The following is a 25749-nucleotide window of genomic DNA, read 5'->3' on the forward strand; positions in this document are numbered from 1 at the left end:
TTTTATATTATGAAAATCTTAGTCGTCGACGATGAGCAAGCAGTGAGAGAGTCACTCAGGCGCTCATTATCGTTTAATGGATACACCGTTACTACAGCCAAAGATGGTGAGACGGCGATCAGCATGATCGACAGCGAGGACCCAGATCTGGTGATCTTGGATGTCATGATGCCCAATATGGATGGGCTGGAAGTGTGTCGCTTCCTGCGCGGTTCTGGGGATGACCGTCCTATCCTCGTCCTAACCGCCCGTGATGGCGTTTCCGATCGCGTCGCCGGACTCGATGCTGGCGCAGATGACTATCTTCCAAAACCATTCGCCCTCGAAGAACTACTAGCAAGGGTCCGATCTCTGCTGCGCCGTGCTGCTGCCGAATCAACCACTCCTGCTGCCAGCGGCGAGTTAGTATTCGCCGATCTGGTTCTCAACCCCGAAACCCGTGATGTCACTAGAGGCCGCCGCCGTGTAAGTCTCACGCGTACCGAGTTTGCTCTCTTACAGTATTTACTCGCTAATCCCAAAAAGGTACTCAGTCGCAGCCAAATCCTCGAGCAGGTCTGGGGCTACGATTTTCCAACCTCGGGTAATGCCTTGGAAGTTTATATTGGTTACCTACGCCGCAAGACCGAGAGGGGAGGGGCGACCCGTCTCATCCACACGGTGCGCGGCGTGGGTTATGTTCTACGCGATACGGCACCGTGATCCTCAGACGTCCCAGTTTTGGCCCCGCCGCGCCGGTGGGGCCAGCGGAGGATGCGCTCCTTAAAGACGACCTGTTCGGCTCCTCCAATTCTTTGCGGTGGAGGGTAACAATCTTTACCACCTATATGGTGGCGATCGTCATCTTCGTGGTATTAATCCTCAGTTACTTATCGGCTTCGAGGGCGATTACTAATGCAGTCGACCAAGACCTGCGTGCCAAGGCGGAATCTATGATGGTTCTGAGCGAGTCCCCTCAATTCGCCTTAAATGCTCGATCAGAGATTGATTATTTCAAGGTCCGCAACCCTGACTATTTTGCCACTGTGCAGCGCTCCGACTGGGTCTATTCCGTTGGCGATGAACTCCCGCTTCCGGTCATTCGAGCCACCGACCGATCTAAAGTAGAAACTATTGACGGAAAACGCATCTATCTGCTTATCGATGACCAGCGCACTATGGTGATGATAGCCCGCGACTTTGGTGGCGTTCAGTCGCTCTTAGCTGCTCTAGGTTTTGTTTTACTGATTATCGCAGGCCTGGGTATCGTACTCGCAGTGGCAATAGGTTTATTTGTTGCTAGGGCAGGATTACGGCCTTTGGTAGCACTGCAAGCTGCTGTAGAAGAAGTCACCAAAACCAAAAAACTCGAGCCGATTCCGGTCTCAGGCACAGTAGAATTAGCCCAACTGACCACTTCCTTCAACGAGATGCTTCGAGCATTGGAAGAGTCCCGCAAACAACAAGCAGAACTCATCGCTGATGCGGGTCATGAACTTAAAACACCGTTGACTTCTATGCGAACCAATATTGAATTGCTCATGATGATGGAAAAACAAGGCGGGATAAGTGCCAGTGATCGCGCTGAGATGGAATCCGATGTGCTGGCGCAGATGGAAGAATTGACCACCCTTATCGAGACCTTGGGAGATCTAGCACGCGAAGATTCATCCTCCCTAGAACTGCAAGTGGTCGAGTTAGCCGACTCCGTTGACGAGGCCTTTGAAAAAGTGCGCCGCAGGCGCCCCGATATTCAATTCATAGCGAATCTCAGTCCTTGGTATTTATGGGGAGATCTCCAAGGGATAGATCGAGCCATCCTCAACTTGATTGATAATGCGGCGAAATTCTCTCCCCCGGGGGCCCCTGTCAAGGTAAATATGGAGCAACTCTCTTCAGATCTCTTGGAGCTATCTGTTGCTGACTCGGGACCTGGAATTGCCCCAAGGGAGAGGCACAAAGTATTCGGGCGATTCTACCGGTCAATTGAGGCTCGAGCGGTACCTGGGTCCGGCTTAGGGCTATCGATTGTGGCCAAGGTGATTGCGCGCCATCACGGCACTATAGAAGTCCTAGATTCCGAGGACGGCGGCACACTAATGCGAGTGACCATTCCGGGATCAACGGACCCCGACGCAGTCGGCGGAACACAAAGAAGATAAGCTAGATTCACAGACTCTTTTTAAAATCATTCCAGCCTCCCTTAACAAACGTGGAGCATCATGACTGATATGAACGATAATAATCAATGGATCCATCCCGAGCGCGATCCTCGCTTTGAGCAGGTTGTTAACCCCTACGCCCAGCCAATCGTTGCACAGCAGACACCAGATCCCCAGTCTTTAGCCACCCCAAAGCGCACCATCGGTGTTCGCAGTGCTATAGCTCTAGCACTAGCAGCGGCCGTCGGTTCAGGTACTTTGACCGGCATTTATGCCACCCAACTATCAACCAATAACCAGTCCCAAGGTCAAGTCATTGCTGCATTAAATGCTCCAGTTAGTCACGGGGTCACACCTGACATGCCAACCGGGGGAGTTCAGGAAGTGGCAGCCAAGGTGCTACCGGCGGTGGTTTCGTTGAAGGTCAGCGACTCCACGGGAGTGTCAGAAGGGTCAGGTTCAGTCCTGTCACCCGACGGCTATATCCTGACAAATAACCACGTTGTGGAGGGAACTGCGGGTGATCCCCACCGCACGCTGATCACGGTTGTGTTCAACGATGGACGTCGCATGCAAGCTCGCTTTGTAGCCGGGGATCCCAATACCGATGTAGCTGTTGTAAAAATCGATGACGTCCAGGATCTTCCCGTTATGAGCTTCGGCGACTCCTCATCGATCCAAGTAGGACAACCTGTCGTCGCAGTCGGTGCCCCCCTCGGATTGTCTTCGACAGTAACAACGGGGGTGATCTCGGCAATTAATCGACCCGTACGAGCCAGCAGCAGGGACCTCGGCCAGTCCTCCCTCATCGACGCTATCCAAACCGATGCTGCGATCAACCCCGGAAACTCAGGTGGACCACTCGTGGATATGAACGGAAATCAGATAGGTATCAATTCTATGATTGCCTCGATTCCGCACAACGGTGACAGTGCTGGATCGATTGGATTGGGCTTCGCCATTCCCGCCAATTTTGCCAAACGAGTAGCGCAGCAATTAATTGAGAGCGGGGAAGCTAAGCAGCCCATGATCGGAATTCGATTAGGCAACGACCCCCGCATCGTTGGTGCTGTCATCGCTGATACCACTTCAGGGAGCCCAGGTGAAACTGCGGGCCTACGCCCAGGCGACGTAGTAGTAGGATTTGGTGATCGCCGCATTGACAGTGCTGACGCTCTTATAGCGGCCGTGCGATCTGCTGACTTCGGCCAGACCATAACTCTCAAACTAACGGATCTCAGGGGTGAAAATCCGCGGGAGGTAGAGGTTCGACTTTCCGACGAGTAGGTTAATAAGAAACCGAGCGACCGCCTAATTTTCAAGGAGAAACTGAGCATAATATGGGTTCCAAAAACCATTTAAATTTGCCCCGAGATCTATCAAAGCTGAGTGATATCCGAGAACCTGACGATGATCTCTTCTTCGCCCAAGAACAAGCTGAGCATAAGAAGGGGTTGCGCCGCGCTCTGGCAGTTTTGGTCACTGATAGTCGTGATGACCGCGAATGTGAAGCAACCTGCACACTCGTCGCTGAATTGCTGGCTGAGGGCGGATTCGTGGTGGATGGCTCTATTAGGGTTCCCGCAAAGGCCTCGCAGATTCGCAACGGTATCGAGGCAGGAGTCATCGGTGGAGCTGACCTAGTGGTGACAATAGGGGGAACAGGTGTGGGCCCGCGCGATAAGACCTTGAGGGCCACCAAAGCGGTTCTCGATCAGGAAGTGCCAGGGATTGCTCAGGCTTTACGCTTTTCAGGTATGCTGTGCAACGCTTTAGACGCTTGCACGTCGAGGGGAACGTCTGGTGTCTCGGGTTCTACCGTGGTGGTCAATCTTGCGGGATCTCGGACCGCAATTCGTGATGGGATGGCCACGATGATCCCGCTGGTTCATCACCTAGTTGATCAGCTGCGTCCACCAGTAACCAATGGCTAAGCGGCGCGTCTTTCGACAAAGCCTCGCTCAGAACTACGATCGCGAGGCTGACCGAGTCGAACCAACGGAGGTTCTACACGAACAGTGCGATCACTATTCACGGGAGCATTATCTTCATCAACGACCGCCGCACTACGGGGAGTAGAACCACTCGAAGTGGGAGCTTAGCTTTTTTCGTGAAACGGATAAATTCTTCCCCATGGAAAAATCCAATGCTTGGCATTTAGTTATGCAAGCGGCGGCTTTCACCATCGTGGTAGGTGCCTGCAGTTCATCTGATGAACCTCATGGGGCGAGCGCATCGTTACTACAGGACTCCGAAAAAGAGCCTGCACCTTCCACGACGCTGATTGACTATTTGCGTAACAGTAGCGGCATTGACCAATCAAACGGCATCAGCTTGGCTAATACCGGCACCCGGGACCTGCCGAGACAAAAACGTCGAGCGCTATCCCAATGTTTTTGATATGACTATTTGATTACGGGTAGCTGGACGGTTGATTTGTCAGATGGAGGTGTGCTGAGCTCTTATATGGACATACCTGATAAGTCAGTTAGGGATGCGACTTAGTGCCACGCTCTTGGCTGAGCAAATCGCGGATCTCGGTTAAAAGCTCCACCTCAATGCTGGCAGCTTCAGAAGTCTGGTCGACTCCTTTTTCCTTGGCAAGGGTCTCACTGAGCTTATTCATAGGAACTATAACGAGGAAGTAGACAACTGAAGCCACAATCATGAAATTGATTCCGGCAGTAATCACGGCACCAAAATCAAGGAAGCTGGCCTCATTGCCCGGGCGCAGATAGAATCCGAGACCAGAAACATCAGCTCCGCCCAACGCGGCGATTACTGGGCTGATCAGGGAATCACTGAAGGCGTTGACCAGGCCAGTAACGGCTCCTCCCACAACCACAGCGACGGCCAACTCGATGACATTACTTCGTAGCACAAACTCTTTGAAACCTTGAAACATCTCTATAACTTTCGTCGAAGGGATACGATCTTCGAGTTATCGTACCCGACTTCAGCCTTGAGCGCGTGCTCCCGTTACGATGACGCTAATGGGGGATTGCGCCGCCGCAGCCGCCACGCTCTCGGCGTCTGCAATATCGAGGGATAGCAAAAGTGATCCAGTTTTTAAACCCGCCGCCTGGTGATCGGCACTACTACTAAAAACCACCTGAGCACCTGAGGCAACTGTGCGTGGTTCCCCGGTCTCGGCGGAGAGCGCCACAATACTAATTTGGTCACCAGGAAGGACAAACCCCGCAAGGGCAGGATCATTCAAACTTATAGGAATGAGTGCATTGCCGTCGAGGCCGACAATATTCTTGGCATCGAATTGGGTATTAATAGTATCCTCGGGGAGCGCAATCGCGGACTTAGGCCGTTGACTAATAAGTACCCGACCCACAAAATCTTGCTTTTTCATCGACTGTCCCCTAGGAATGAGGTCGATTGCCACCTGCTTTTCCATTAAATCCTCGGCTTTCAGTCGGGTTCCGGCTGCGACGTCGTGACTGTAGATGATCGCGGTGGCGGTGGAATTATTGTGTCCGGCCACAAGTAAGAGGGCAGCGCTGATGATCAAAGCCGCGGAAATGAGACGTCGAAAAGCGATCTGGCGGGCAATACCTGGCGAGGCAAAAGGGTAGATCATACCTGCTATGACTCACAGCGAAGATCGACGGTTCCGTTCTCAGTGAGGATAATGTCTACACGGCAATCGTGGGCCTCGACTACGATGGGTTGAACCTCGCTGGCGAAACACACCCCAATGAGTAACGTAGGACGATCAGCCAATGCGCGGTCATAAAAGCCACCGCCCTGGCCGAGGCGTTCACCGCTGGGGCTGTAGCTCAAACCTGGCACCACAACCGCGTCAAGCTCACCTAGAACTGCAACATCCCTAGTTGCCAAACGAGGTTCTCGTATGCCACAGCTGCTTTTTTCCAAGGATGCTGGACCCTGGTATAGGCCCCACCGAAGCTGGTGCCGTTGAGCAACACGCGGTAACCAGAGCTGCTCGAGGGCTGCAGCGAGAGGAGCGACAAAGTCGAAACCCGGTTCGTGAGGAAGGGGAGCGTAGGCGGCAACAGCTCGCGCATGATAGTCACGAAGAAACTTCACCAAGTGTCCGGAAATTTGAGCATTTTCACTTCGGCAATCTTTAGAAATACGAGCTCGTCTCACCTTATCTCGCATCACCGATTTCGCTGCAGCACTATTCATGGTTTGAATCCTAGGCGGGAAAAAATCTCGTGGCTATAGCGGTGGTGCTTTCCGAAACTCAGCGGTCAAACGTTTACACTATTAACCATGACTTTGCCTTCCTCCTATTCCTCGACAGCGGTACGAACCGTTATTGTGCCGGCGGCTGGCATGGGTACGCGCTTTTTGCCGGCCACCAAGACGGTGCCCAAAGAGTTGCTACCCGTTGTCGATACCCCCGGCATCGAGCTCATCGCTGAGGAAGCGGCACTTCTCGGGGCCCAGCGGCTTGCTATCATCACGGCCCCTAATAAACGCGAGGTGCTTGCCCATTTCCAAAAATTCGGGGACCTCGAGCGCATGCTTGAAGATCGTGGCAAAGATGAGCAACTAACCAAGGTTCAACGTGTCAACACTCTGCCTACCCCAGTCGCCGTAGAGCAGGCAGAACCCTTGGGCCTAGGCCACGCAGTTAGCCTCGCAGAATCCGTCTTAGATGACGATGAAGATGTCGTTGCGGTCATGTTGCCCGATGATCTTGTACTTCCTATGGGCGTAGTAGAGAAAATGCTTGCAGTGCGCAATGAACTCGGGGGGTCGGTACTCTGTGCCTTTGAAGTCGCACCGGAAAACGTGTGCAATTACGGGGTTTTTGATATCGAAGAAGCTTCGTATTCCGGCGATCTGACCGTGAAAAAAGTTAAGGCCATGGTGGAAAAGCCGACCGTTGAACAAGCGCCGTCTACTTTTGTTGCTACCGGTCGCTATCTGTTAGATCGTTCGATATTCGATGCCCTAGCTCGCATTCAACCAGGTGCTGGCGGAGAATTACAACTAACCGACGCAATTGCCCTACTCATTGAGGAAGGGCACCCCGTCCATATTGTGGTTCACCACGGTAAGCGCCACGACCTCGGAAATCCTGGAGGGTATATACCGGCGTGTGTCGATTTTGGTCTCCAAGACCCCGTGTATGGTCCTGGATTACGAAAAGCCCTGCGTAAAATATTTGACGAGCATGGGCTCTGAAAAGAGGGAGAATCTTAGTGCGCTCCGTTGACGAGCAGCTCAATCTCATCACCCAGGCTGCACGAACCCCAGAACCTGTTCGTATCGCTATCGCCGAATCGTTGGGGCTCATGTGCGCCGAGGAAGTTCAGGCCACGCATCCGCTACCTGGTTTCGACCAAGCAGCAATCGATGGTTACGCTATTAGAGCAGTCGATATCGCCCCGATCGCGGGGGATCCCGATGTCCCCACCGAAGTGTCGTTGCCAGTTGTTGGTGAAGTAGCTGCTGGCAGCTCAAGACCGTTGCGGTTGCAACCGAAGCAGGCAGTGCGCGTCCATACCGGCGCCCCCCTCCCGAGCCTTTCCGATGCTGTTATCCCGCTGGCGTGGACCGACCGAGGACGCAAGCGTATGACCGCGCTCAGAGCTGTACGGCCAGGTGAATTCGTACGCAGGCAGGGCGATGACATACAGCCCGGCGATATAGCGGTCTCTGCAGGAACGATTTTATCTCCTGCCCATATAGGCCTCCTCGCAGCTGTGGGGCGGAGTAAGGTACTGGTCAATCCGCGCCCTCGGATGTCTGTGATTTCGATCGGTTATGAACTTGTTGACATTGACCGGGATCCCTCCCTGGGTCAGATTTATGACGTCAACTCCTACGCCTTAGCCGCCGCGGGTCGAGAATCCGGCGCCGACGTGCACCGCGTGGGAATAGCGGCGGGGGAGCCTCGACGGCTGCGCGAAATCGTCGAAGCGCAGATGCTGCGCAGCGAAATTATCGTGATCTCTGGCGCCGTTGGGGGTTCGGGATCGGACACCATTAGGGACATTCTTAATGAGTTTGGTGAGATCGACACTACCCGCGTAGCCATGCACCCTGGCAGTGTTCAAGGCTTTGGTCTCCTCGGTGATAAACAGATACCGGTATTTCTGCTACCGGCCAATCCAGTATCCGTCTTGGTAATCTTCGAAACCATGATCCGGCCCCTAGTACGGGCGAGCCTAGGCAAGCGTAACGCTAGACGTCGGGCCGTACGCGCCCGGGCGCTGAACCATGTGAGCAGTAAGAACGGACGGCAAGGTTTCATCCGAGCCAGGCTTATGCGCGATGCACAAACGCAGGATTATCTTGTCGAGGCACTTGGGGGTGCCAATGGAGCTCCCGCCCACTTGCTCGCGGGCCTATCAGATGCCAACGCGATGATTCGTATTCCGGCAGGTATAACCCAGGTGCGTCCGGGCGATATCGTCGAGGTCCTCTTTATGAATCAGCAAAGCTAATGCCCATCTTTCGCGAGCGTCTTGCTCTCGGCCCCCGACACCCCATGCACCCAGGTTGGCGAGAGTATACCCCGCATATTCGAGTGGGCACACGCCAACTTCGGTTACGGCCGCTACGAAGAAGCGACGGTCCTCAATGGTGCGAATTGCGTATCGACGACGAACGGTTCCTCCGCCCCGTCGAACCGACTCCCACTGCCGCGTGGCACCTCGCACACAGCAGTGCCGCTTGGCGAGCGACCTACAGATACTTGAGTCGCAGTGCCGCTAAGGGAGAGACTTTGCCCCTGGCTATCGAAGTCAACGGGGAATTTTCCGGCCAGCTGACAATAGGCAATATCCAACATGCGACTGCTCAGGAAGGATGGGTGGGTTATTGGCTGCATTCTTCTCTAACTGGCCACCACATTGCTACCGCAGCAGTGGCTCTAGCGATCGATCATGCCTTTAATCGAGTGGGTCTTCACCGCCTCACGGCAACACATCTTCCGTCGAATAAAGCTAGTCGAAGGATCCTGGAAAGAAACGGCTTCAGAGAGGAAGGCTTATTAAAGGAAAACCTTCATATTGACGGCCGGTGGCGCGATCATTACTTAATGGCCCTCACGCGTTCAGAGCTTCAGCAGACGGCTGTCCAGAGAATAAGCGACCAAGGGATCATTTCAAAAAAGCCCAGTAGGAATCGGCGCGCCTTATAAGCTATGTTCGGTCGCCCCAATAGGCTTGAACTGTTAAGTAGAAAGGGCTATCACTAGTGACCGGACTCATTGGTCTTCTCATCATCGTCGTGCTGTGGATTTTCGTGCTCGCACCGTGGTTTTTGCGTGCCCAGAAACCGATAAGAAAAGCGGGCGAAGCCTTCAATGAAACGCGCGTCATTCTCGAGGGTGGATCTAAAAAGCTCAGCCCCCAGCGATCGTTGAAAAAATTGCCGCTCGAGGATTCAGCGGTCCCAACGCCCAGTGACTCACAGCTCGAGTCTGACGTTGAGGCATCGGGCGAGGAAAATGAGCCGGTGAATGGCGAGGATCAAGACGAAGATTCTATCCTCATAGATCCTCCTATTAGAGAACAAACTATCTCTGACCTTTCTTCACAGGCCACCTATGAAATCGATTCTTCCTATACCGATCCAGAGGATCTGCTCTTCCCAGCCCCCGACGAAGATACTGGCGATGAAGTAGAAGATAGCGAGGAAACGCCCGATAACGACGACTTTAGCCCAGAGTTCACCGAAGAAGAGCTGTCGTATATTCAGGCTAGGCGTGGTCGGGGAGGTTTCGACCCTGAAGCGGATCGAGAAGCCGCGAAGTCACGTTATCAACGGCGAAAGATCGTAGTAGCTACGATGAGCGTGTTGCTTCTCGTCGCTGTTATCTCTGCGATTGTATTTGGGGGACTGGCCTGGATTGCCCCTGCACTCATGGGCGTTATATTTGTGGCATACCTGATCGTGCTGAGGAAATTGGTTAAATCAGAGATCGAGTTACGCAACCGACGCATTCGGCACCTCCGTCGTAGCCGACTTGGTGTACGGAGCGTCTCCGATAACGATCTGGGTATACCGCAGCGGCTGCGTCACCCTGGCGCGGTGGTTTTAGAGATTGACGACGAGTCAGCCGATTTTCAAGAATTGGAGCTCATCGACAGTGCTCATTATAAACAGCCCACACATGATGCTGAAGCTTCGCGGCGGGTGAGCTAGGCATGGATCGCCCAGTGGTACGCGATATTGCACTCGCAATATTTCGGCTCGTCCTCGGCGTCATCTTCGTAGCACATGGTTACCAGAAGCTATTCATCCAGGGAATTGATGAGATTGCCGGACAGTTCTCTGCAAGCGCTATTCCCCAGCCAAAGCTCTCTGCCTATATAGCTGCCATTGCTGAACTCGGTGGGGGAGCCTTGCTGGTTATTGGACTGCTAACCACTGTAGTTGCTGGTGCTCTAGCTCTTCTTATGGCGGCGGCCTTTTACTTCGTCCACCTAGGTTCTGGTTTTTTTGCGTCCAGTGGGGGATTCGAGTACGTGCTCTTGCTTATTGTGTCTCTTATGGTAGTCGTGGTATTTGGTGCAGGTCGGCTCAGCGTAGATTGGTTTCTCACCCGCGATGCTGAACTGTGACAAGGTTCAAGCTGCTCTCTCGGCTCGCTTGGATGGCGAAGCTTTTTCTCTTAACGATGAGATCGTTGATGCCCACCTTATAGGGTGCGAACAATGTCGCCATTTTCTTGAGCAAGCCGCCTTAATGAATCGCAGATTAGCCTTCAACGAAAATTTGCGGGATCGCGCTCCGGACTTGTCGGCAATTATCATCCATGGTGTGGAATCCGAGTGGCGCCGTCACGCGTCTGCGCGAATTGTCGGTATCACCGTATCGCGCGTATTCATTGCAGTTACTGGTTTGTTCTGGGTCTTTTGGGCCCTCTTTCTTTTGGGCGATGTTGAGTTTCTAGTCGATGACCCGCTGATGAGTAGAGTTGTAGTAGAGGCAGCCGCTATGCGGTTATCACTGGGTTTTGGTCTATTTTTTGCCAGCTGGCAATACCGCCTCATCGCCGGAATCTTGCCCGTGTATGGAGCTGCGTGGATGTTCAGCTTTGGTTTTGCGACGCGTGAAATTGTTGTTGGGACGATTAACTACGATGCACTCGCTCAGTTGGCATTGCTGCTTTTCTCCGTCGTAGCGTTGGCGGGATGTTGGTTCGCTGAACGTGGCTGGGAATTGCTGGAACTCGGCAGACGTTCTCTGTAATAAGGCATCCTCAATAACCCCTTGGTCCTTCGACCTCGAGGATGTGGGTATTGCGTGTGGACTAGCTCTCTCCGAGGATCCGGTGGGCGAAGGCCTATGTTCCCTTGGAGATAGCTGGGTGGAGATTAGCGCGTTGAGTGCCGTCGGGCATCCGGTAGGAGATAAGTCCAGTCTTAGGGTCAGCTTCGACACGCCCGTGGCGAGACCTATTAGGGTCATCGTCGTTTCTAAGGTTATGGACCCTACACAGGGGGCAGAGATTGGCAGTGGTAGTTGCCCCTCCACGAGAAAAGGCCTGTATATGGTGGATATCGCAGCGTACGGCCGGGATCGAGCATTCTGGATGCTGACATATCAAATGCGAAGTTATCGCGCGAAAACGGTCGTCTGCGTCTGCTAAGCGTTTGATATCAAGAACTTCGTGAGGCCTGGGTACTCCGTGTGAGTCCTTGTAGATTGCGATGGCAAAACCCATTTCGTTGATAATTTCTTCAGCAATATCGGTAATATTGAGAATGACGCCATCACTATTGGTGACTGTACCATCGCAGTGTTCTTGCGCATCTGCTATCGGAATAAGGATCAGAGGACTGTGGCGAAGATCCCGGTGGCCAGAATCAGTTGAAGTATTGGTAATAACGGTTTCATACAGAGCCATAGCGAGGCCTTCAGCCTCTCCGTTGGCCATACCTTGGGATGCTTTATCGTGGGCTTGTGGAGTTAGCACCGTGCGCAGACGTTCACATTGCGCTTCAGGGAGCTTCATATTGATATAGCGCATGCCGTCTGCATCGGCAGTTGCGGAGAAACGGGCGTACCAAGCACGTGGGCGGGAATACTCGGCATTTAATGTTTTCAACGTAGTTTTGATGTGGCGATCGAGGTCGAAGCAGCTCAAGGTTGCCGCTTGACGGATGAGTTCTTCTCGTAATTCCTTAGGATCGATGCTCGGATTGCGCAGTTTTTTGCTCACACTTGAGATCAAACGTAGTTTGGCAAAACTCAGTTGGTAGTCAATAGCTAGGTCGAGCTCGTCCGGGTGAAAAGTTTTTGCAACCGCGAGCATCAGTGAGGCTTCGGTATGGGTGCAGTCGAGGAATAACGCCATCTCGTCTTTTGTCAAAACGGTGCGCTTGAGTTCGTAAGCAAGTTCACCACCACGTGGAGCGAGGTCCTTTATCGATTCTAGGCACGTCTTCATGCTCCTGACGCTAAACAGGAAGAATCGCGAGCACAATATCTACTCTAAAAAACGCGAAAAGTTGTGGATAACTTTTTGCGTTTGCAGTATCGACCTTTAGACCCTCAACCGCTTTGGCTCTACGATTTTTGCTATCGCCACGCAGGGATCCACGCTAGCGCGTCATAGGCTGAATCGGGCAGAATGAAGCCAAAGAAGAGAGGCATGAAATAGAAGAACTGTGCAATAAGGATGCCGAGGTAGATACTAACAATAACCGTTCCCCCTCGGGGTCTCCTGTGGATTATTTTCCCTAATAGGTAGGTGAGCATCACAATAACCATCGGGATCAGAGGAGCCGCGTAGAAGAAGTACATCTGGCGGTCGTAACCGATCAACCAGGGAATGAAGCCAGCCGCAAACGTCCATAAGGGGATAACAAGTACCCAATCCTTTTTGATCAGGACAAGCCACAAGGCGGCAATAATAACCGGTATGACGAGCCACCACAGAGCGGGAGTGCCAAAGAGGTAGAGCATGCGGCGGCACGCGGTTGGTCCGCAAGGAATATCCGTTTGTGAGAAGTAGAGAATGGGCTTAATCCCGACCAGCCATTCCCATGGCTTGGATTCAAAGGGGTGCTGGTGGCCGGCGGAGGTGGTTAGCGAGGCATGAAATTTCAGCACTTCTGAGTGATAATAAGTCCAACCTGCAAGTCCCTCGGGGAGAAGCTTGATAAAAGAATCATCTCCTAAAGTGCCGTCGCTAGCAACATGGTGATAGATCGACGTCTCGCTAGCGAACCAAGCTCGCCAGCTCCAGATATAGAGCGCAACAGGGAGGATAACCAGGTGGGTAAAAGCGCGCCAGCTATCACGCATAAGTGTTCCTACAAACGGTGATAACGTACCGGAGCGGGCGCGAGTTCGGTAATCGAGAATAACCGAGAGGATGCCAAAGAAAGCCATATAATACAGACCTGACCATTTTACGGACAGCGCTAGTCCGAGAAAAACTCCACAGGCAAAACGCCACCAGCGAAATCCGATGGGAGGCCCGTAGAGTGATTCGTGGCGATCCTCATAGCGGGCAGATACCTGCAGCCAATCTCTGATAAGAGCCCACGAGGCCGCAGTAATAAAAAAAGTTTGAAAGACGTCAAGAAGAGCGAATCGACTGATTACCAGAAGGAAGCCGTCGCTTAGCGCTATCACTCCCGCTGTAGTCGCTAGGCCGGTTGAGCGGGTGAGCTGCCTAGTTATAGCCATGATAAGGGTGATCGTCAGTGCGCCGAGCAGCGCGCCCACCGCCCGCCACCCGAAGGGCGTGTAACCGTAGAGCATTTCGCCAAGGGCGATAAGCTGTTTCCCTAATGGTGGATGGACAACGAGGCCGTAGCCCGGATTTGATTCGATGCCTCCAAGGATCGGGTTCATCCACGTCTCCACCATATCCCAGGCCTGGGGCACATAATGCTTTTCGTCAAATACTGGGGTTTCTTGGTCGCTGAGGGAGCCGAGATTGACGAAACGCAAGAGTGCCGCGCAGATAAAAACGACCATCGTGGAGAGAGTATCCCCGAGGGTCCAGATATGGCGTGGGTATTCGTGGTTAGGTGGCTTCTTGACGAGGTTCACTGTTTTAATATTAGAGGTAGAGCGGTCTCGAGTGGAAAGATATTGAGAAACTCGCCGGAGCTGGATAGCGTGGCTGATGGCCCTAATCGTTACCCTATTGTGACCTTCGGTCAGGCATTGTATTATCGTGCCTGCGCATAGCGTTGGTAACGAAATGGTTACATTGATCAATTTGGAGCGCCGGAGCTGTCAATTTTGGGCGCCCTTGTTGCATTATCGCTGCATATGGAGCACGGTAGCTTTATGGAAAAATCTAATGAATCTCAGCCTGCAGAGGCTAGCGGTGTCGCTTTGACGACCGCGCAGGAGGATGCAGCAGCACCTACTGCAACGCATGAGCTTGCTGCCATGCTCTCGAGTAGATCGACAATCGAGGAGCAGGCCTACGGTGACGAGGAAGAGATTATTCTTCAGGGTGAAGATGAGGATGCCAAGGTAGATTGGCTGGTCACCATACCAGCAGTCGTCGCGGTTTTAGCCGTCGTGGCTTGGGGTCTCCTTCTTCCGGATTCATTCTCAGGCTTTGCCGGCACGGCCCTTGGCTATGTCATCGATACCTTCGGATGGGCCTTCATTTTGGGCACCACCGTCATATTGGTATTCGCTATTGTTGTGGCGCTCAGTAAATTTGGTTCCATAAAACTGGGCCGCGATGATGAAGCCCCCGAATTCTCCACCGCCAGCTGGATCGCCATGATGTTTGCTGCCGGCATGGGAATCGGTCTGATGTTCTACGGTGCATCGGAACCGTTGACTCACTACCTCAACGGAGTGCCAAATTATGCCCCGAATAACGTGGCTCAGGCTATGGCAACCACGCTCCTGCATTGGACATTGCACCCGTGGGCTATCTACGGAATTTTTGGCCTTGCTATTGCATATTCGACCTTCCGTTTAGGGCGACGCCAGCTGCTAAGCGCATCCTTCATCCCATTATTTGGTGAAAAAGGGGCGCGAGGATGGCCAGGGCGCGTGGTGGATATCCTCGCAATCATAGCCACCATTTTCGGTACTGCGTGCTCCCTTGGTATTGGAGCGACTCAGATCCGTGCTGGTCTCACCGCTGCGGGAATCGTCGAGGAACCACGGATGTCCACGCTTATTGGTATCGTCTCTGTGCTCACTCTAGCGTTCTTAGTGTCCGCTATGTCGGGCGTGGGCAAGGGCATCCAGTATATTTCCAACGCTAATATGGTCCTCGCCTCGCTCGTTGCACTCTTTGTGTTCGTCGTGGGACCTACCGTAACCATCCTCAACCTCATTCCTGGTGCCCTAGGTGCCTACCTGTCCAACTTCTTCCAAATGATCGGTCGTACTGCTGAGTCCGCTAATGGTTCTGCCGGCGAGTGGTTGGGTGGCTGGACGATCTTCTATTGGGCTTGGTGGATTTCCTGGTCACCTTTTGTTGGCATGTTCCTGGCTCGCATTTCGCGCGGACGCACGGTGCGCGAGTTCATTATGGGAGTGCTACTGGTACCATCTGCCGTGTCCGTAGTATGGTTCGCTATCTTTGGTGGGACCGCTATTCACCTCGAGCAAGAAGGTCGCTCGATCTATGGTGAAGGCAAAGCAGAATACCAGCTCTTTGATCTGCTCCACACGATGCCAGGTGGGCATATTGTTGGCATTATCGCCCTCATCCTGCTTGCTACCTTCTTTATTACCTCGGCAGATTCTGCCTCGACGGTGATGGGGTCAATGAGTCAAAATGGTAAGAGTGACGCTAATCGCTTCGTCTCTGCGGGTTGGGGTGTTCTTGTAGCTCTCATCGGTATGACGATGTTGGTCACCGGTGGAGCGGATGTGCTATCAAACTTGCAGAATTTAACTATCATCGCCGCTTCGCCTTTCCTCCTTGTTATTGTTATGCTCATGTTTGCTCTCTTGAAGGATCTTCGCAACGATGCGATTTACCTCGACTATCGTGAGCAACAGCGCTTCCAATCCCGGTTGGCCCGCGAACGACGCATCCACTTAGAGCACGTTCGACGGGAGAAGAATAAGGCTAAGCGCCGTCTCGACAGGCACCACAAGAAAGAGAAAACTCCACATGTTTAAGCGCGTTGCGTCGATAGCTCTAGCATTCATCGGCGTCATCGTAGGAGCTGGGTTCGCTACTGGCCAGGAAGTGCTGCAGTACTTTGTAGGCTTTGGCTCGATGGGCATCCTTGCGGCAGTCATATCCAGTGTCGTGGTTATGCTCTCGGGCATGGCTGCCATCCAACTCGGCTCCTATTTTCTAGCCGACGACCACGGGGCCGTGATCCATCGGATCTCTCACCCCATCGTTGGCAAAATGCTCGATGCAGGCGTCCTCGTGACCCTGTTCTGTACCGGTATGGTTATGTTTGCCGGCGCTGGTTCCAACTTGAATCAGCAATTTGGTTGGCCAATTTGGGTAGGCGCGATCGGACTGCTGGTTGTGGTGCTCATCGCAGGTCTACTCGACGTTGATAAGATCACTGGCGTTATCGGCGCCGTAACTCCCTTTATCGTTGCCTTTATTGGGCTGGCGGCCGTGTGGGCCTTAACCCATGCGTCCTCCTCACCAGAGGCTATTGAGGCTGGCGTGCGCTTGATTGAGCCCGCTACTCCGCACTGGTTTATTTCCTCCATGAACTACGTAGGACTGAATCTGATGGTGGGTGCCTCGATGGCAATCATCATCGGCGGAAATAATACTGATCCAAAAGCTGCTGGTATCGGCGGCCTCATCGGTGGCATTGTCTTTGGACTCATGCTCACACTAACCGCATTGGCACTCTACCGCAGCGTTGATGTGGTGGCCCAAGACGATGTTCCTATGCTGCGCATTGTCGACGGCATTCATCCGAACTTGGGTCTTTTAATGAGTATCGTGATCATCGGCATGATCTTCAATACTGCGGTCGGTATGTTCTACGCCTTTGCCAAGCGCCTAACGTCCAAATCTCCACAGCGTTTCTACCTGGTATTCGTGGCTTCCTGCCTCATCGGATTTGGTGCCAGCTTCCTAGGCTTTAAAACATTGGTTGCCACGGTATACCCAATCCTGGGCTATATCGGAGTGATCCTCTTTACGGTGATTACCCTTGCATGGATAAAGAGCTTAACTACCATCCGTGAGGAGTCCACACGCCGCGACCGCATCAGAGAATTGCTACGGCGTAAACTCGATCCGCGCCTACGCTTTAGCTCCAAACAACAGCGTATGTTAAATCGGTATGTTGAAGAGTCGAACCTAGAGCGCGAGGAATTCGTGGAATCTATTCGCGTTGAAGTTGAGGAAGAGATCGAAGAGGAAATCGCTGAAGAAGAACGTCGTGAACACGAGAGCCTTGACGGGGCCGATGAGAGCACCACAGAGTCTCATCAGATTGAATCTGAGAATTCACGTGAGCACCCGGAAACTTTAGGAGATTCCGATCAGCAGTCGCCACATAGGTTGCAGGATCACTAGAGCTTGACCTAGCGCCGCCAGTTTTTTACTGGCGGCGCTTTTGTATAGTCCTATAAGGGTAGATTAGGGGGTGCTAGTTAAGCCGCTGCCTTCTAAGGAGTTATTAAGAAGATGACCGTCGACCTACCACCTCTGCCACGCGGGCTCATCCTCGCAGCGACGCCACTGGGCAATATCGGAGATGCTTCCGAGCGGTTGCGCCAAGCTTTGAGTGAGGCTGATTATATTGCCGCCGAAGATACCCGCCGTACAAAGGCGTTGGCGCAGGCTTTAGGAATTGAGGTGAAGGGGAAGATCATCTCTAATTTCGACCATAATGAACGCTCGCGCGTGGCTACACTCATTGAACTGGCACGTGATGGAAGTGTTGTTGTGGTGACCGATGCAGGAATGCCTATCGTGTCGGATCCTGGATTTCCTCTTGTTGAGGCTGCTCATGAGCAGGGTATTCCCATCACTTGCTTCCCTGGTCCATCTGCCGTGCCCGTAGCTTTAGCCTTATCCGGGCTGCATGTGGGAAAATTCGCCTTTGATGGATTCGCGCCACGAAAAAAAGGAGCCCGACTGTCGTGGTTAGAGTCTCTGAAGAACGAAGAACGGGCCGTGTGTTTCTTTGAATCGCCCCATCGAATTGTCGATACGCTCTCGGATGCTCTCGATGTTTTAGGTCCGCAGAGGCGTGTCGCCGTGGTGCGCGAATTGACTAAAACATTTGAGGAAGTTAAGAGGGGGAGTCTTCTTGAAGTTCTGCAGTGGGCACAGTCTGGGGTACGTGGCGAGATCACCTGCGTGATCGAGGGAAATTTGGGGGCGAGGGATGTCGATATTGACGATATTATTGCCGAAGCTGTAGAGAGGGCAGCGGCTGGGGAGCGGCTTAAATCGGTCTGCAAGGACCTGGCCCGCACGTACTCTTTGCGTGCGAATGATATCTTCGAGAGCGCTTTGGTTGCTCGTGATAAAGTTCTAAACCATGAATAATTTGCTGGTAGCAGTTGCTTGGCCCTATGCCAACGGTCCGCGACATATTGGCCATGTTGCGGGTTTCGGTGTCCCCTCGGATGTATTCGCTCGTTTTCAACGAATGGCAGGGAATAATGTGCTGATGGTGTCGGGGACCGATGAGCACGGAACTCCCCTATTAGTGCAGGCTGACAAGGAGGGCGTCCATGTCAAGGAGCTGGCTGATCGCTATAATCGTCAGATCGTTGAGGATCTTACCGGTTTGGGTCTAAGTTATGATCTCTTTACCCGTACGACCACCCGCAACCACTATGCGGTGGTACAGGAACTGTTTAAGGGCCTGTATGACAACGGTTATATGATTAAACAAACAACTTTCGGGGCGGTGTCGCCATCGACAGGGCGCACCTTGCCTGATCGGTATATCGAGGGTGAATGTCCGATTTGCCACTCGGAGGGTGCCCGTGGAGATCAGTGTGATAACTGCGGCAATCAACTAGATCCGGCGGAACTCATCAACCCGATATCGAAGATAAACGGTGAGGTTCCTCAATTTATTGAGACTGAGCACTTCCTTCTTGATCTTCCGGCGCTTGCTGAGTCTTTAGAGCAGTGGCTTCATAGTCGCAAGGATTGGCGTCCTAATGTGCTGAAATTCTCGCTCAACCTTTTAGGTGATTTGCGCCCGCGAGCCATGAGTCGAGATATCGATTGGGGAGTTCCAATTCCCGTCGAGGGCTGGGAGAATAAGCCAACAAAAAAATTGTATGTATGGTTTGATGCTGTTATAGGCTACCTATCCGCATCCCTGGAGTGGGCCTATCGCTCGGGCGATAAAGACGCTTGGCAGAAGTGGTGGACTAATCCACAGGCTCTTTCCTACTACTTCATGGGTAAGGACAATATCACTTTCCACTCCCAGATCTGGCCTGCTGAGCTCTTGGGGTACCAAGGATCCGGTGCCAAAGGTGGTCAGGAGCATCACTATGGACACCTCAATTTACCGACCGAGGTGGTTTCATCGGAGTTTCTGACCATGTCAGGCTCGAAGTTCTCCTCGTCGAAGGGCGTTGTCATCTACGTCAAGGATTTCCTCAGGGAATTTGGCCCGGATGCCTTGCGTTATTTCATCGCGGTCGCCGGTCCGGAAAACAACGACACAGATTTTACCTGGGATGAATTCGTCCGACGCATCAATAATGAGTTGGCGAATGGCTGGGGCAATCTCATCAACCGTACAGTCTCTATGGCGCATAAGAACTTCGGGGAGGTTCCTCCCTGTGGTGAACTTCTCCCGGCTGATATGGACATTCTGCAGGCGGCTACCGAAGCCTTCGACCGAGTTTCTGAACATTTGGCCCAATCGCGATTTAAGCAAGGCATTTCTCATATTATGCACATCGTGGGTGAGGCGAATGCTTATATTGCGGAGATGGAACCGTGGAAGCTTGCCAAAGATGAATCCCAGCGTGAACGCTTAGGCACTGTCTTGTGGGTAGCCTTGCAGCTGGTTTCAGATATCAATGTGATGCTCACTCCATATTTGCCGCATCTCGCTCAAGCTGTTCACGAGACTTTGGGACGCTCGGGAATATGGGCAGCACAGCCTGAGATCGTTGAGGTTAGCGACGATATTCCGGTTGAGCTGGTCGGAGTGGGTTTACCTGACCCCAGTTCTACATATCCGGTAATCATGGGGGATTATGCGAGCGAGCAGGCTTGTTGGCAGCGCATCGACATGGTCGCCGGTACGCCCTTGTCGAAGCCGCGCCCGCTGATTGCAAAATTAGACCCTAAGCTCGCCACGGAGGGCCCGAGTTGGGCACCGGTGCAATAGCATGGGGAAGAAGAAGCCGCGCCCTCTCGCGCAACCGTACCCTAGAATCCCTTTGCTTGTCGATGCTCACACGCACCTGGCTAGTTGTGGAGCTCGCAATACCAGTGAGATCAAAGCCTTAGTCGACCGTGCCTTAGCCTCGGGGGTGGAGAAACTGTGTACCGTCGGTGATGGCCTTGACGAGGCCGTCTTAGCTCTCACGGCGGCGCAGGTGAATCCTCGTATTTTTGCTGCGGTAGCGATACATCCTACACGAGCAGGTGAACTCGACGAGGTGGCACGCGACCAGCTTACTCGTATGGCCGGGGACGAGCGGTGTGTCGCCGTAGGAGAAACAGGGCTTGATACTTATTGGATTACACATGCTCCTGAGTCGACGGCTTCGCTAGATATTCAGGAAGAGGCCTTTCGCTGGCATATCGATTTGGCGGTGAAAACGAATAAGGCCCTCATGATACATAACCGCGAGGCTGATGCGGATTTACTGCGAATTCTCGCGGATGCTCCTCGACCACGCGAAGTTATCCTGCATTGCTTCTCTTCACCCGTGGAGGTTGCGCTCGAGGCGATCGACAGGGGCTATATATTGAGCTTCGCTGGCAACCTGACTTTCAAGCGCAACGATCATCTACGACAGGCTGCTGCGCTGGCTCCGATGGATCAAATTTTGGTGGAAACTGATGCTCCGTATATGACGCCCGAGCCCTATCGCGGAGTTAAAAATGAGCCGGCATTAATCGGCCATACTGCGGCTGTGATTGCGCACAGTCGCGGGATGGAGCTGGAAGAATGTGCTTATCAAATCTACCGAAATTTCCATCGCGCCTATGGACTCGATGAAACCTTGGGAACAATTTGAGTGGCGGGTGTGACGACTGTACACGCATGGGGCAAACGCGTTTTCCCAGTTCTACCGCCTGTAGTTGTGGTTCTGTTATCATAATGTAATCAAACCCTCGAATCTCACTGAGGGGGTTGGAAACTCGTCACGCAGGGTGGCAGAACGTTGAGAAAGGGATTATGGGACATCATCGCAAGGATTTAACTCCAGGATCATCGCGTCGTATCGCCATCCGTTGTGCAGCCGGTGGCACCGCCGCGGCTTGTCTGATGAGTGGCGGAGCGATGGTAGCCCAAGCAAAAGACGTGGTGATAAACCTCGACGGGGAGAACGTAGAGTTACTCACAACGGCTAGTGATGTGGCTGGCGCGTTGGAGAAAGCGGGGATTACCGTCGACGCTGACGATATCGTCGCTCCCGCCCCCGATCAGAAGATTCAACACAATCAAGTAATCTCAGTGCGTACCTCGAAACAAGTCGATCTGGTTATCGATGGCAAGCGCGAAACGGTCAAAACTAATGCAAATACCGTCGGGGAATTAGTCTCACAAATTGATTCAGTGTCCAGTGCAGCCCGGGCTTTGGGTTTAAGTCAGCCTGTTTACACCAGATTGGCGGAGGGGCCACGTGAAATCAACGTGGTAACACCAAAAATAATCACGCTGTCCGATGGGGGTCGGACTTCATATATCTCCATTGCAGAACCTACTGTGGCTGATGTGCTCAAAGCTCGAGGTATAACATTGAGTGCTTTAGATCGCGTGACACCAGATCTGAAAGAGCAGATAGCGCATAATACCCACATCGTTATCAACCGTGTGATAGAGAAGGACGTCGAAGAAGTTATTGAATATGACGCTCCTGCAGCCTATTTTGAGGATCCCCACCTCGATAAGGGGGTGGAACAGGTGCTCCAGCCCGGTACACCTGGACACAAGCGGGTGAGCTCAATTATTACACTCATCGACGGGGTGCAAACCGCGCAAGAGATCCAATCTGAGGAGATTATCCATACTGCAATTCCCGCAACCATTGCACGCGGAACCAAGCCTGTCATCTCCGTGCCCGCGGTCAGTTCTGGATCGGTGTGGGATAAGTTGGCACAGTGCGAAGCCGGAGGGAATTGGTCTATAAACACCGGGAATGGGTTCTCTGGAGGGCTGCAGTTCGCTCATTCTACCTGGCTGGGTTTTGGCGGGGCGCAGTATGCTCCCATGGCATATCTGGCAACTCGAGAACAACAGATTGAGATAGCCCAAAAAGTGCAGGCGGTTCAGGGCTGGGGGGCGTGGCCCGCGTGCACATCCAGAATGGGATTGCGATAGTCTTCTCCTTCTTATTACCTGGGTCTCGCCACCTTATTTGTGTGAGGTGGCGAGGTCCTTTTTTGTGATGAGTAATCTTTTGGGTGAATATGACGGGTTGCCCAGGCATTACTGCCGAAAATAGGGGGTGTTGATGGGGGTGGATTTTCTGTACTGCCTATGTCAGGATTTCTGCAGATAACGGCGCTATTCTCGGCTTTTGCCTCGGTCAGATGTTATCTACCTTACATTAAGGCGAAATAGTGACGGTAGCCCGTTGTTATGGGTGTAATTGTTTAGTACACTCAAAGTCGAGGCATCAGACGTCCGACAAGTCAACTCAATGGAGGTTGAAACATGACAAATACCGCTGAAGGTATGAACCGTCGTGGTTTTTTAAAGGCAGCAGGCGTTATGGCCGCTGCCGCTGGTATTGCTACCACCGTTAGCGCCTGTGGCTCTGACGATAAGTCAGATGGGAACACTAGTGGATCCGGATCCGGATCCGGCGGTGCTATGAGCAAAGATGAGATTACCGCTGGTATCTCCTATGAGCTGGGCACCAACGGCTATGACCCAATGACCACAACGTCAGCACTAACGATTGCTGCGAACTGGCATACCCTGGAGGGTCTATACGAGATCACTCCCACCCCAGACCGCACTGTTTACGCAGCGCTCGCTGACGGTGACCCCAAAGTAAGCGAGGACGGAAAGTCCGCTGAAGTGACTTTGCGCGACGGTGCAGTTTTCCACAATGGGGAGCCAGTCACCACGGAGGATGTCGTGTTCTCCTTCGAGCGCGTATTGGACGAGTCAAATAATTCGCTCTACGCATCCTTCATCCCATTCATTGAGAAGGTCGAGGCTAAAGACGCCACCACCGTGATGTTTACGATGAAGTACCCCTTCACCCTTGTGAAGGAACGTCTATCGGTAGTGAAGATCGTACCGAAGGCAAGCGTAGAGGCTGATAGTGCAGCATTCGATGCTAACCCTGTAGGAACCGGCCCGTGGAAGATGACCGACAACGGTGCTGCATCTTCGCAGGTTGTCTTTACAAAGTTCGAGGATTACACCGGTCCTAAGCCAGCCAAGGCTGCCAAGATGACATGGAAGATTCTTCCAGACGCAGCAACTCGTACCAACGCTATGGAATCCAAGTCGGTTATGGCTATCGATTCGGTTCCCTACCTCTCACTCACCCAGGTTCAGGCCTCGTCGAGTGTCGAGTCTGTTCAAGGTTTCGGCTTGCTGTTCATCATGTTCAACAATGGTGAAAATTCTGCCATGAAGGACCTCAAGAATCGTCGTGGTGTGCTTTATGCCATCGATATCGACAAGGTTATTCAGACAGGCATGGCCAACCAAGCGTCGCCGGCTAAGTCTTTCGTCCAGGAAAACCACGCAGCCTACAAGGAAGCTTCGATGGTGTACAGCCTCGATGCTGCCAAGGCTACCGAGCACTTCGCCGAGACTGGCCTGAAGTCTGTCCGGATGCTGGTAACCAACCATGACTGGGTCAAGGGCTGCACCCCAATCATCAAGGAATCGCTTGAGGCTGCTGGTATAAGCGTAGAGTTCACCGAGTTGAAGTCTTCGGATCTCTATACCCAAATCGCATCTGATGACACGTGGGATATTGTGATCGCCCCTGGTGATCCTTCCGTCTTCGGTGCTGACGCCGACCTTCTTATGCGCTGGTGGTACGCAGGTGACACCTGGACCGATGGTCGTATGCACTGGAAGGGCACCGACTCCTACAACAAGGTTCAAGAGCTGCTTGAGAAGGCATCCCAGTCTTCCGGTGACGAGCAAATGGATCTGTGGCACCAGACCTTCGATCTCCTCTCCGAAGAGGTACCTCTGTATCCGCTCTTCCACCGCAAGAGCCCATCCGCTTGGAACGACGATGCACTTGATGGTTTCGAGCCGATCTCGCTCACCGGTCTCTCCTTCGTCGATGTGGGACTGAAGTAATATCTTGTAGAAGATAAGCGACAACGGGGCGGGCTTGGCTCCTGCCAATACCCGCCCCTTAGTCGAAATTGGCTCGTGTTCGGCCAAAAATTATTGAGCACAATCAAACTTTAACCGTGATGCGCACTGGCATCGTTATTTGTCGTGCCCGCATAAATCTTGGGGAAACTGCCCAGTCATCGCAAGCACGCAGCTTCCTTAAATACTGAAATACCTGTCCCCACAAAAACTACTTAAGCTTCATTTCTTACGAAAGGAGCAGTCCCACTGTGTCGAATCTCATCCGACTGATCGGACGAAGGCTAGTTGCGCTGCCCATCATGATTTTGGGCGTTACCTTTTTGGTCTTCTTCGTCATGTCTTTCTCACCCTCCGACCCTGCGCGCCTAGCCCTTGGCGAAGCAGCTTCCGAAGAAGCCCTCGAGGCCTATCGTGAGCAAAACGGTCTCAACCTTCCCTTGTTCGTTCGCTACGGACAATTCCTTCTTGGACTTTTGCGGCTAGATCTTGGAACCTCCAAGGGTAATACCTCGGTAACCGACCTCGTCGCTTATGCTTTCCCAATTACGTTGCAATTAACGTTCATCGGCCTTTTCATTGCTGTCATCATCTCCTTCAGCTTGGGCGTTATCGCTGCCCTGTACCGTGATAGCTGGCCTGATCAGCTCATCCGTATCCTCTCTATCGCAGCATTGGCAACTCCTTCGTTCTGGCTGGCAATCTTGCTCATTCAGGCCTTCGGTACCGTGCCTTCAGGAACTGGTTGGTTCCCAGCGTTGATCTCAGAGTGGGTCCCATTTACTGAAGATCCTGGTCGCTATATCAACAATATCTTCCTGCCCGCCTTCGCTTTGGCTGTTCCTGTTGCAGGTTCCTTGACCCGTGTGGTGCGTACTGCCATGGTTGAAGAGCTCGATAGGGATTATGTCCGTACCGCTATCGGAGCCGGCATTCCAAAGTCTGTTGTCATCGGCCGTAACGTCTTGCGTAATGCATTGATCACCCCAATTACAGTTTTGGGTCTGCGTGTTGGCTACCTCATGGGTGGCGCGGTGATCATCGAGATCATCTTTAATATTCAGGCGATGGGTCAGCTCATCCTCGACGGCGTTACCCGTAACGACGTCTACCTTGTCCAGGGCGTGACCTTGACTGTGTCTATTGCCTTTATCCTCATCAATATCATCGTTGACCTTCTCTACGTGATGGTCAACCCGCGCATTAGGAGCGTCTAA

The 25749-nt window shown here is 52.8% G+C and carries 24 protein-coding genes; 19 read left to right on the plus strand and 5 right to left on the minus strand.

What is annotated here, in order from left to right; translation table 11 throughout:
• The first annotated feature begins 9 nt into the window (after nt 1-9).
• The 5 genes from NXS13_RS04280 to NXS13_RS04300 all read left to right on the plus strand — a co-directional run bounded on the left by NXS13_RS04280 (nt 10) and on the right by NXS13_RS04300 (nt 4541).
• On the plus strand, nt 10-702 hold the full coding sequence (locus NXS13_RS04280; protein WP_259078347.1) for a response regulator transcription factor: 693 nt from the start codon (nt 10-12) through the stop codon (nt 700-702).
• The gene (locus NXS13_RS04285; protein WP_259078346.1) at nt 699-2141 is read left to right on the plus strand and encodes a HAMP domain-containing sensor histidine kinase; all 1443 of its coding nucleotides are present in this window, start codon (nt 699-701) and stop codon (nt 2139-2141) included. The genes NXS13_RS04280 and NXS13_RS04285 overlap by 4 nt, the downstream gene beginning before the upstream one ends.
• 60 nt (nt 2142-2201) lie before the next feature.
• Nucleotides 2202-3428, plus strand: a complete 1227-nt coding sequence (locus NXS13_RS04290) for a S1C family serine protease (RefSeq protein ID WP_259078345.1) — start codon at nt 2202-2204, stop codon at nt 3426-3428.
• 53 nt (nt 3429-3481) lie between these two features.
• Nucleotides 3482-4075, plus strand: a complete 594-nt coding sequence (locus tag NXS13_RS04295; RefSeq protein ID WP_259078344.1) for a molybdenum cofactor biosynthesis protein B — start codon at nt 3482-3484, stop codon at nt 4073-4075.
• A 199-nt stretch (nt 4076-4274) separates the two neighbouring features.
• Nucleotides 4275-4541 carry a hypothetical protein gene (locus NXS13_RS04300; protein ID WP_259078342.1) on the plus strand — a complete coding sequence of 89 codons (267 nt, stop codon included), beginning with the start codon at nt 4275-4277 and terminating at the stop codon, nt 4539-4541.
• An 88-nt stretch (nt 4542-4629) separates the two neighbouring features.
• On the opposite strand, the gene mscL is transcribed toward NXS13_RS04300, so the two are convergent.
• Genes mscL through NXS13_RS04315 form a run of 3 tightly spaced genes read right to left on the minus strand, consistent with a single transcriptional unit; the run spans nt 4630 to nt 6305 of the window.
• Nucleotides 4630-5046 carry a large conductance mechanosensitive channel protein MscL gene (mscL, locus tag NXS13_RS04305; protein WP_259078341.1) on the minus strand — a complete coding sequence of 139 codons (417 nt, stop codon included), beginning with the start codon at nt 5044-5046 and terminating at the stop codon, nt 4630-4632.
• A 51-nt stretch (nt 5047-5097) separates the two neighbouring features.
• On the minus strand, nt 5098-5733 hold the full coding sequence (locus tag NXS13_RS04310; protein WP_259078340.1) for a hypothetical protein: 636 nt from the start codon (nt 5731-5733) through the stop codon (nt 5098-5100).
• A gap of 5 nt (nt 5734-5738) precedes the next feature.
• Nucleotides 5739-6305 (minus strand): 5-formyltetrahydrofolate cyclo-ligase, encoded by a 567-nt coding sequence (locus NXS13_RS04315; protein WP_259078339.1) that lies wholly within the window; start codon nt 6303-6305, stop codon nt 5739-5741.
• Nucleotides 6306-6392: 87 nt separating this feature from the next.
• On the opposite strand from NXS13_RS04315, the gene NXS13_RS04320 reads away from it, so the two are divergent.
• The 6 genes from NXS13_RS04320 to NXS13_RS04345 are packed head-to-tail and all read left to right on the plus strand — an operon-like array spanning nt 6393 to nt 11333.
• Complete coding sequence (locus NXS13_RS04320; protein ID WP_259078338.1) at nt 6393-7313, plus strand: UTP--glucose-1-phosphate uridylyltransferase; 921 nt, start codon at nt 6393-6395, stop codon at nt 7311-7313.
• 17 nt (nt 7314-7330) lie between these two features.
• Nucleotides 7331-8578 (plus strand): gephyrin-like molybdotransferase Glp, encoded by a 1248-nt coding sequence (gene glp, locus NXS13_RS04325; protein ID WP_259289426.1) that lies wholly within the window; start codon nt 7331-7333, stop codon nt 8576-8578.
• Nucleotides 8578-9276, plus strand: coding sequence for a GNAT family N-acetyltransferase (locus NXS13_RS04330; protein ID WP_259158234.1), 699 nt, complete (start codon nt 8578-8580; stop codon nt 9274-9276). Before glp ends, NXS13_RS04330 begins: the two co-directional genes overlap by 1 nt.
• 56 nt (nt 9277-9332) lie before the next feature.
• Nucleotides 9333-10283 (plus strand): gephyrin-like molybdotransferase receptor GlpR, encoded by a 951-nt coding sequence (glpR, locus tag NXS13_RS04335; protein ID WP_259078333.1) that lies wholly within the window; start codon nt 9333-9335, stop codon nt 10281-10283.
• 2 nt (nt 10284-10285) lie between these two features.
• Nucleotides 10286-10702 (plus strand): DoxX family protein, encoded by a 417-nt coding sequence (locus tag NXS13_RS04340; RefSeq protein WP_259078332.1) that lies wholly within the window; start codon nt 10286-10288, stop codon nt 10700-10702.
• Complete coding sequence (locus NXS13_RS04345; RefSeq protein ID WP_259078331.1) at nt 10689-11333, plus strand: zf-HC2 domain-containing protein; 645 nt, start codon at nt 10689-10691, stop codon at nt 11331-11333. Before NXS13_RS04340 ends, NXS13_RS04345 begins: the two co-directional genes overlap by 14 nt.
• A gap of 94 nt (nt 11334-11427) precedes the next feature.
• Here NXS13_RS04345 and NXS13_RS04350 read toward each other — a convergent pair whose 3' ends face one another.
• Both NXS13_RS04350 and NXS13_RS04355 read right to left on the minus strand, forming a co-directional pair.
• Nucleotides 11428-12534 carry an HNH endonuclease gene (locus NXS13_RS04350; protein ID WP_259158237.1) on the minus strand — a complete coding sequence of 369 codons (1107 nt, stop codon included), beginning with the start codon at nt 12532-12534 and terminating at the stop codon, nt 11428-11430.
• A 131-nt stretch (nt 12535-12665) separates the two neighbouring features.
• Nucleotides 12666-14216, minus strand: coding sequence for a dolichyl-phosphate-mannose--protein mannosyltransferase (locus tag NXS13_RS04355; protein ID WP_396124931.1), 1551 nt, complete (start codon nt 14214-14216; stop codon nt 12666-12668).
• A gap of 282 nt (nt 14217-14498) precedes the next feature.
• Between NXS13_RS04355 and NXS13_RS04360 the strand changes: the two genes are divergently transcribed.
• The 8 genes from NXS13_RS04360 (at nt 14499) to NXS13_RS04400 (ending at nt 25749) form a co-directional block, all read left to right on the plus strand.
• Entirely contained in the window at nt 14499-16208 is a 1710-nt protein-coding gene (locus NXS13_RS04360; RefSeq protein ID WP_259158365.1) for a BCCT family transporter, read from the plus strand.
• A complete protein-coding gene (locus NXS13_RS04365; protein WP_259078323.1) occupies nt 16201-17589 on the plus strand; it encodes a hypothetical protein in 1389 nt (462 codons plus the stop codon). The genes NXS13_RS04360 and NXS13_RS04365 overlap by 8 nt, the downstream gene beginning before the upstream one ends.
• Before the next feature lie 111 nt (nt 17590-17700).
• A complete protein-coding gene (gene rsmI, locus NXS13_RS04370) occupies nt 17701-18570 on the plus strand; it encodes a 16S rRNA (cytidine(1402)-2'-O)-methyltransferase (RefSeq protein ID WP_259078321.1) in 870 nt (289 codons plus the stop codon).
• Complete coding sequence (metG, locus tag NXS13_RS04375; RefSeq protein WP_259078319.1) at nt 18563-20389, plus strand: methionine--tRNA ligase; 1827 nt, start codon at nt 18563-18565, stop codon at nt 20387-20389. Before rsmI ends, metG begins: the two co-directional genes overlap by 8 nt.
• Nucleotide 20390: 1 nt before the next feature.
• The gene (locus NXS13_RS04380) at nt 20391-21248 is read left to right on the plus strand and encodes a TatD family hydrolase (RefSeq protein ID WP_259078317.1); all 858 of its coding nucleotides are present in this window, start codon (nt 20391-20393) and stop codon (nt 21246-21248) included.
• A gap of 161 nt (nt 21249-21409) precedes the next feature.
• A complete protein-coding gene (locus tag NXS13_RS04385; protein WP_310593317.1) occupies nt 21410-22555 on the plus strand; it encodes a transglycosylase family protein in 1146 nt (381 codons plus the stop codon).
• 336 nt (nt 22556-22891) lie between these two features.
• The gene (locus NXS13_RS04395) at nt 22892-24514 is read left to right on the plus strand and encodes an ABC transporter substrate-binding protein (RefSeq protein WP_396124742.1); all 1623 of its coding nucleotides are present in this window, start codon (nt 22892-22894) and stop codon (nt 24512-24514) included.
• 269 nt (nt 24515-24783) lie between these two features.
• On the plus strand, nt 24784-25749 hold the full coding sequence (locus NXS13_RS04400; RefSeq protein WP_259078315.1) for an ABC transporter permease: 966 nt from the start codon (nt 24784-24786) through the stop codon (nt 25747-25749).

Source organism: Corynebacterium sp. ES2730-CONJ (genome assembly GCF_024834055.1).
In the GTDB taxonomy this organism is placed as follows: Bacteria; Actinomycetota; Actinomycetes; order Mycobacteriales; family Mycobacteriaceae; genus Corynebacterium.

Excerpts from the sequence above, each read along its gene's own strand:
- NXS13_RS04280 (WP_259078347.1), top strand. The coding sequence starts at position 10 with ATGAAAATCTTAGTCGTCGACGATGAGCAAGCAGTGAGAGAGTCACTC.
- NXS13_RS04385 (WP_310593317.1), top strand. The coding sequence starts at position 21,410 with ATGGGACATCATCGCAAGGATTTAACTCCAGGATCATCGCGTCGTATC.
- NXS13_RS04295 (WP_259078344.1), top strand. The coding sequence starts at position 3,482 with ATGGGTTCCAAAAACCATTTAAATTTGCCCCGAGATCTATCAAAGCTG.
- NXS13_RS04320 (WP_259078338.1), top strand. The coding sequence starts at position 6,393 with ATGACTTTGCCTTCCTCCTATTCCTCGACAGCGGTACGAACCGTTATT.
- NXS13_RS04330 (WP_259158234.1), top strand. The coding sequence starts at position 8,578 with ATGCCCATCTTTCGCGAGCGTCTTGCTCTCGGCCCCCGACACCCCATG.
- metG (WP_259078319.1), top strand. The coding sequence starts at position 18,563 with ATGAATAATTTGCTGGTAGCAGTTGCTTGGCCCTATGCCAACGGTCCG.
- NXS13_RS04380 (WP_259078317.1), top strand. The coding sequence starts at position 20,391 with ATGGGGAAGAAGAAGCCGCGCCCTCTCGCGCAACCGTACCCTAGAATC.
- NXS13_RS04345 (WP_259078331.1), top strand. The coding sequence starts at position 10,689 with ATGCTGAACTGTGACAAGGTTCAAGCTGCTCTCTCGGCTCGCTTGGAT.
- NXS13_RS04360 (WP_259158365.1), top strand. The coding sequence starts at position 14,499 with ATGCTCTCGAGTAGATCGACAATCGAGGAGCAGGCCTACGGTGACGAG.
- NXS13_RS04290 (WP_259078345.1), top strand. The coding sequence starts at position 2,202 with ATGACTGATATGAACGATAATAATCAATGGATCCATCCCGAGCGCGAT.
- NXS13_RS04300 (WP_259078342.1), top strand. The coding sequence starts at position 4,275 with ATGGAAAAATCCAATGCTTGGCATTTAGTTATGCAAGCGGCGGCTTTC.
- NXS13_RS04395 (WP_396124742.1), top strand. The coding sequence starts at position 22,892 with ATGACAAATACCGCTGAAGGTATGAACCGTCGTGGTTTTTTAAAGGCA.
- NXS13_RS04365 (WP_259078323.1), top strand. The coding sequence starts at position 16,201 with ATGTTTAAGCGCGTTGCGTCGATAGCTCTAGCATTCATCGGCGTCATC.
- NXS13_RS04315 (WP_259078339.1), bottom strand. The coding sequence starts at position 6,305 with ATGAATAGTGCTGCAGCGAAATCGGTGATGCGAGATAAGGTGAGACGA.
- NXS13_RS04340 (WP_259078332.1), top strand. The coding sequence starts at position 10,286 with ATGGATCGCCCAGTGGTACGCGATATTGCACTCGCAATATTTCGGCTC.
- rsmI (WP_259078321.1), top strand. The coding sequence starts at position 17,701 with ATGACCGTCGACCTACCACCTCTGCCACGCGGGCTCATCCTCGCAGCG.
- NXS13_RS04350 (WP_259158237.1), bottom strand. The coding sequence starts at position 12,534 with ATGAAGACGTGCCTAGAATCGATAAAGGACCTCGCTCCACGTGGTGGT.
- NXS13_RS04310 (WP_259078340.1), bottom strand. The coding sequence starts at position 5,733 with ATGATCTACCCTTTTGCCTCGCCAGGTATTGCCCGCCAGATCGCTTTT.
- mscL (WP_259078341.1), bottom strand. The coding sequence starts at position 5,046 with ATGTTTCAAGGTTTCAAAGAGTTTGTGCTACGAAGTAATGTCATCGAG.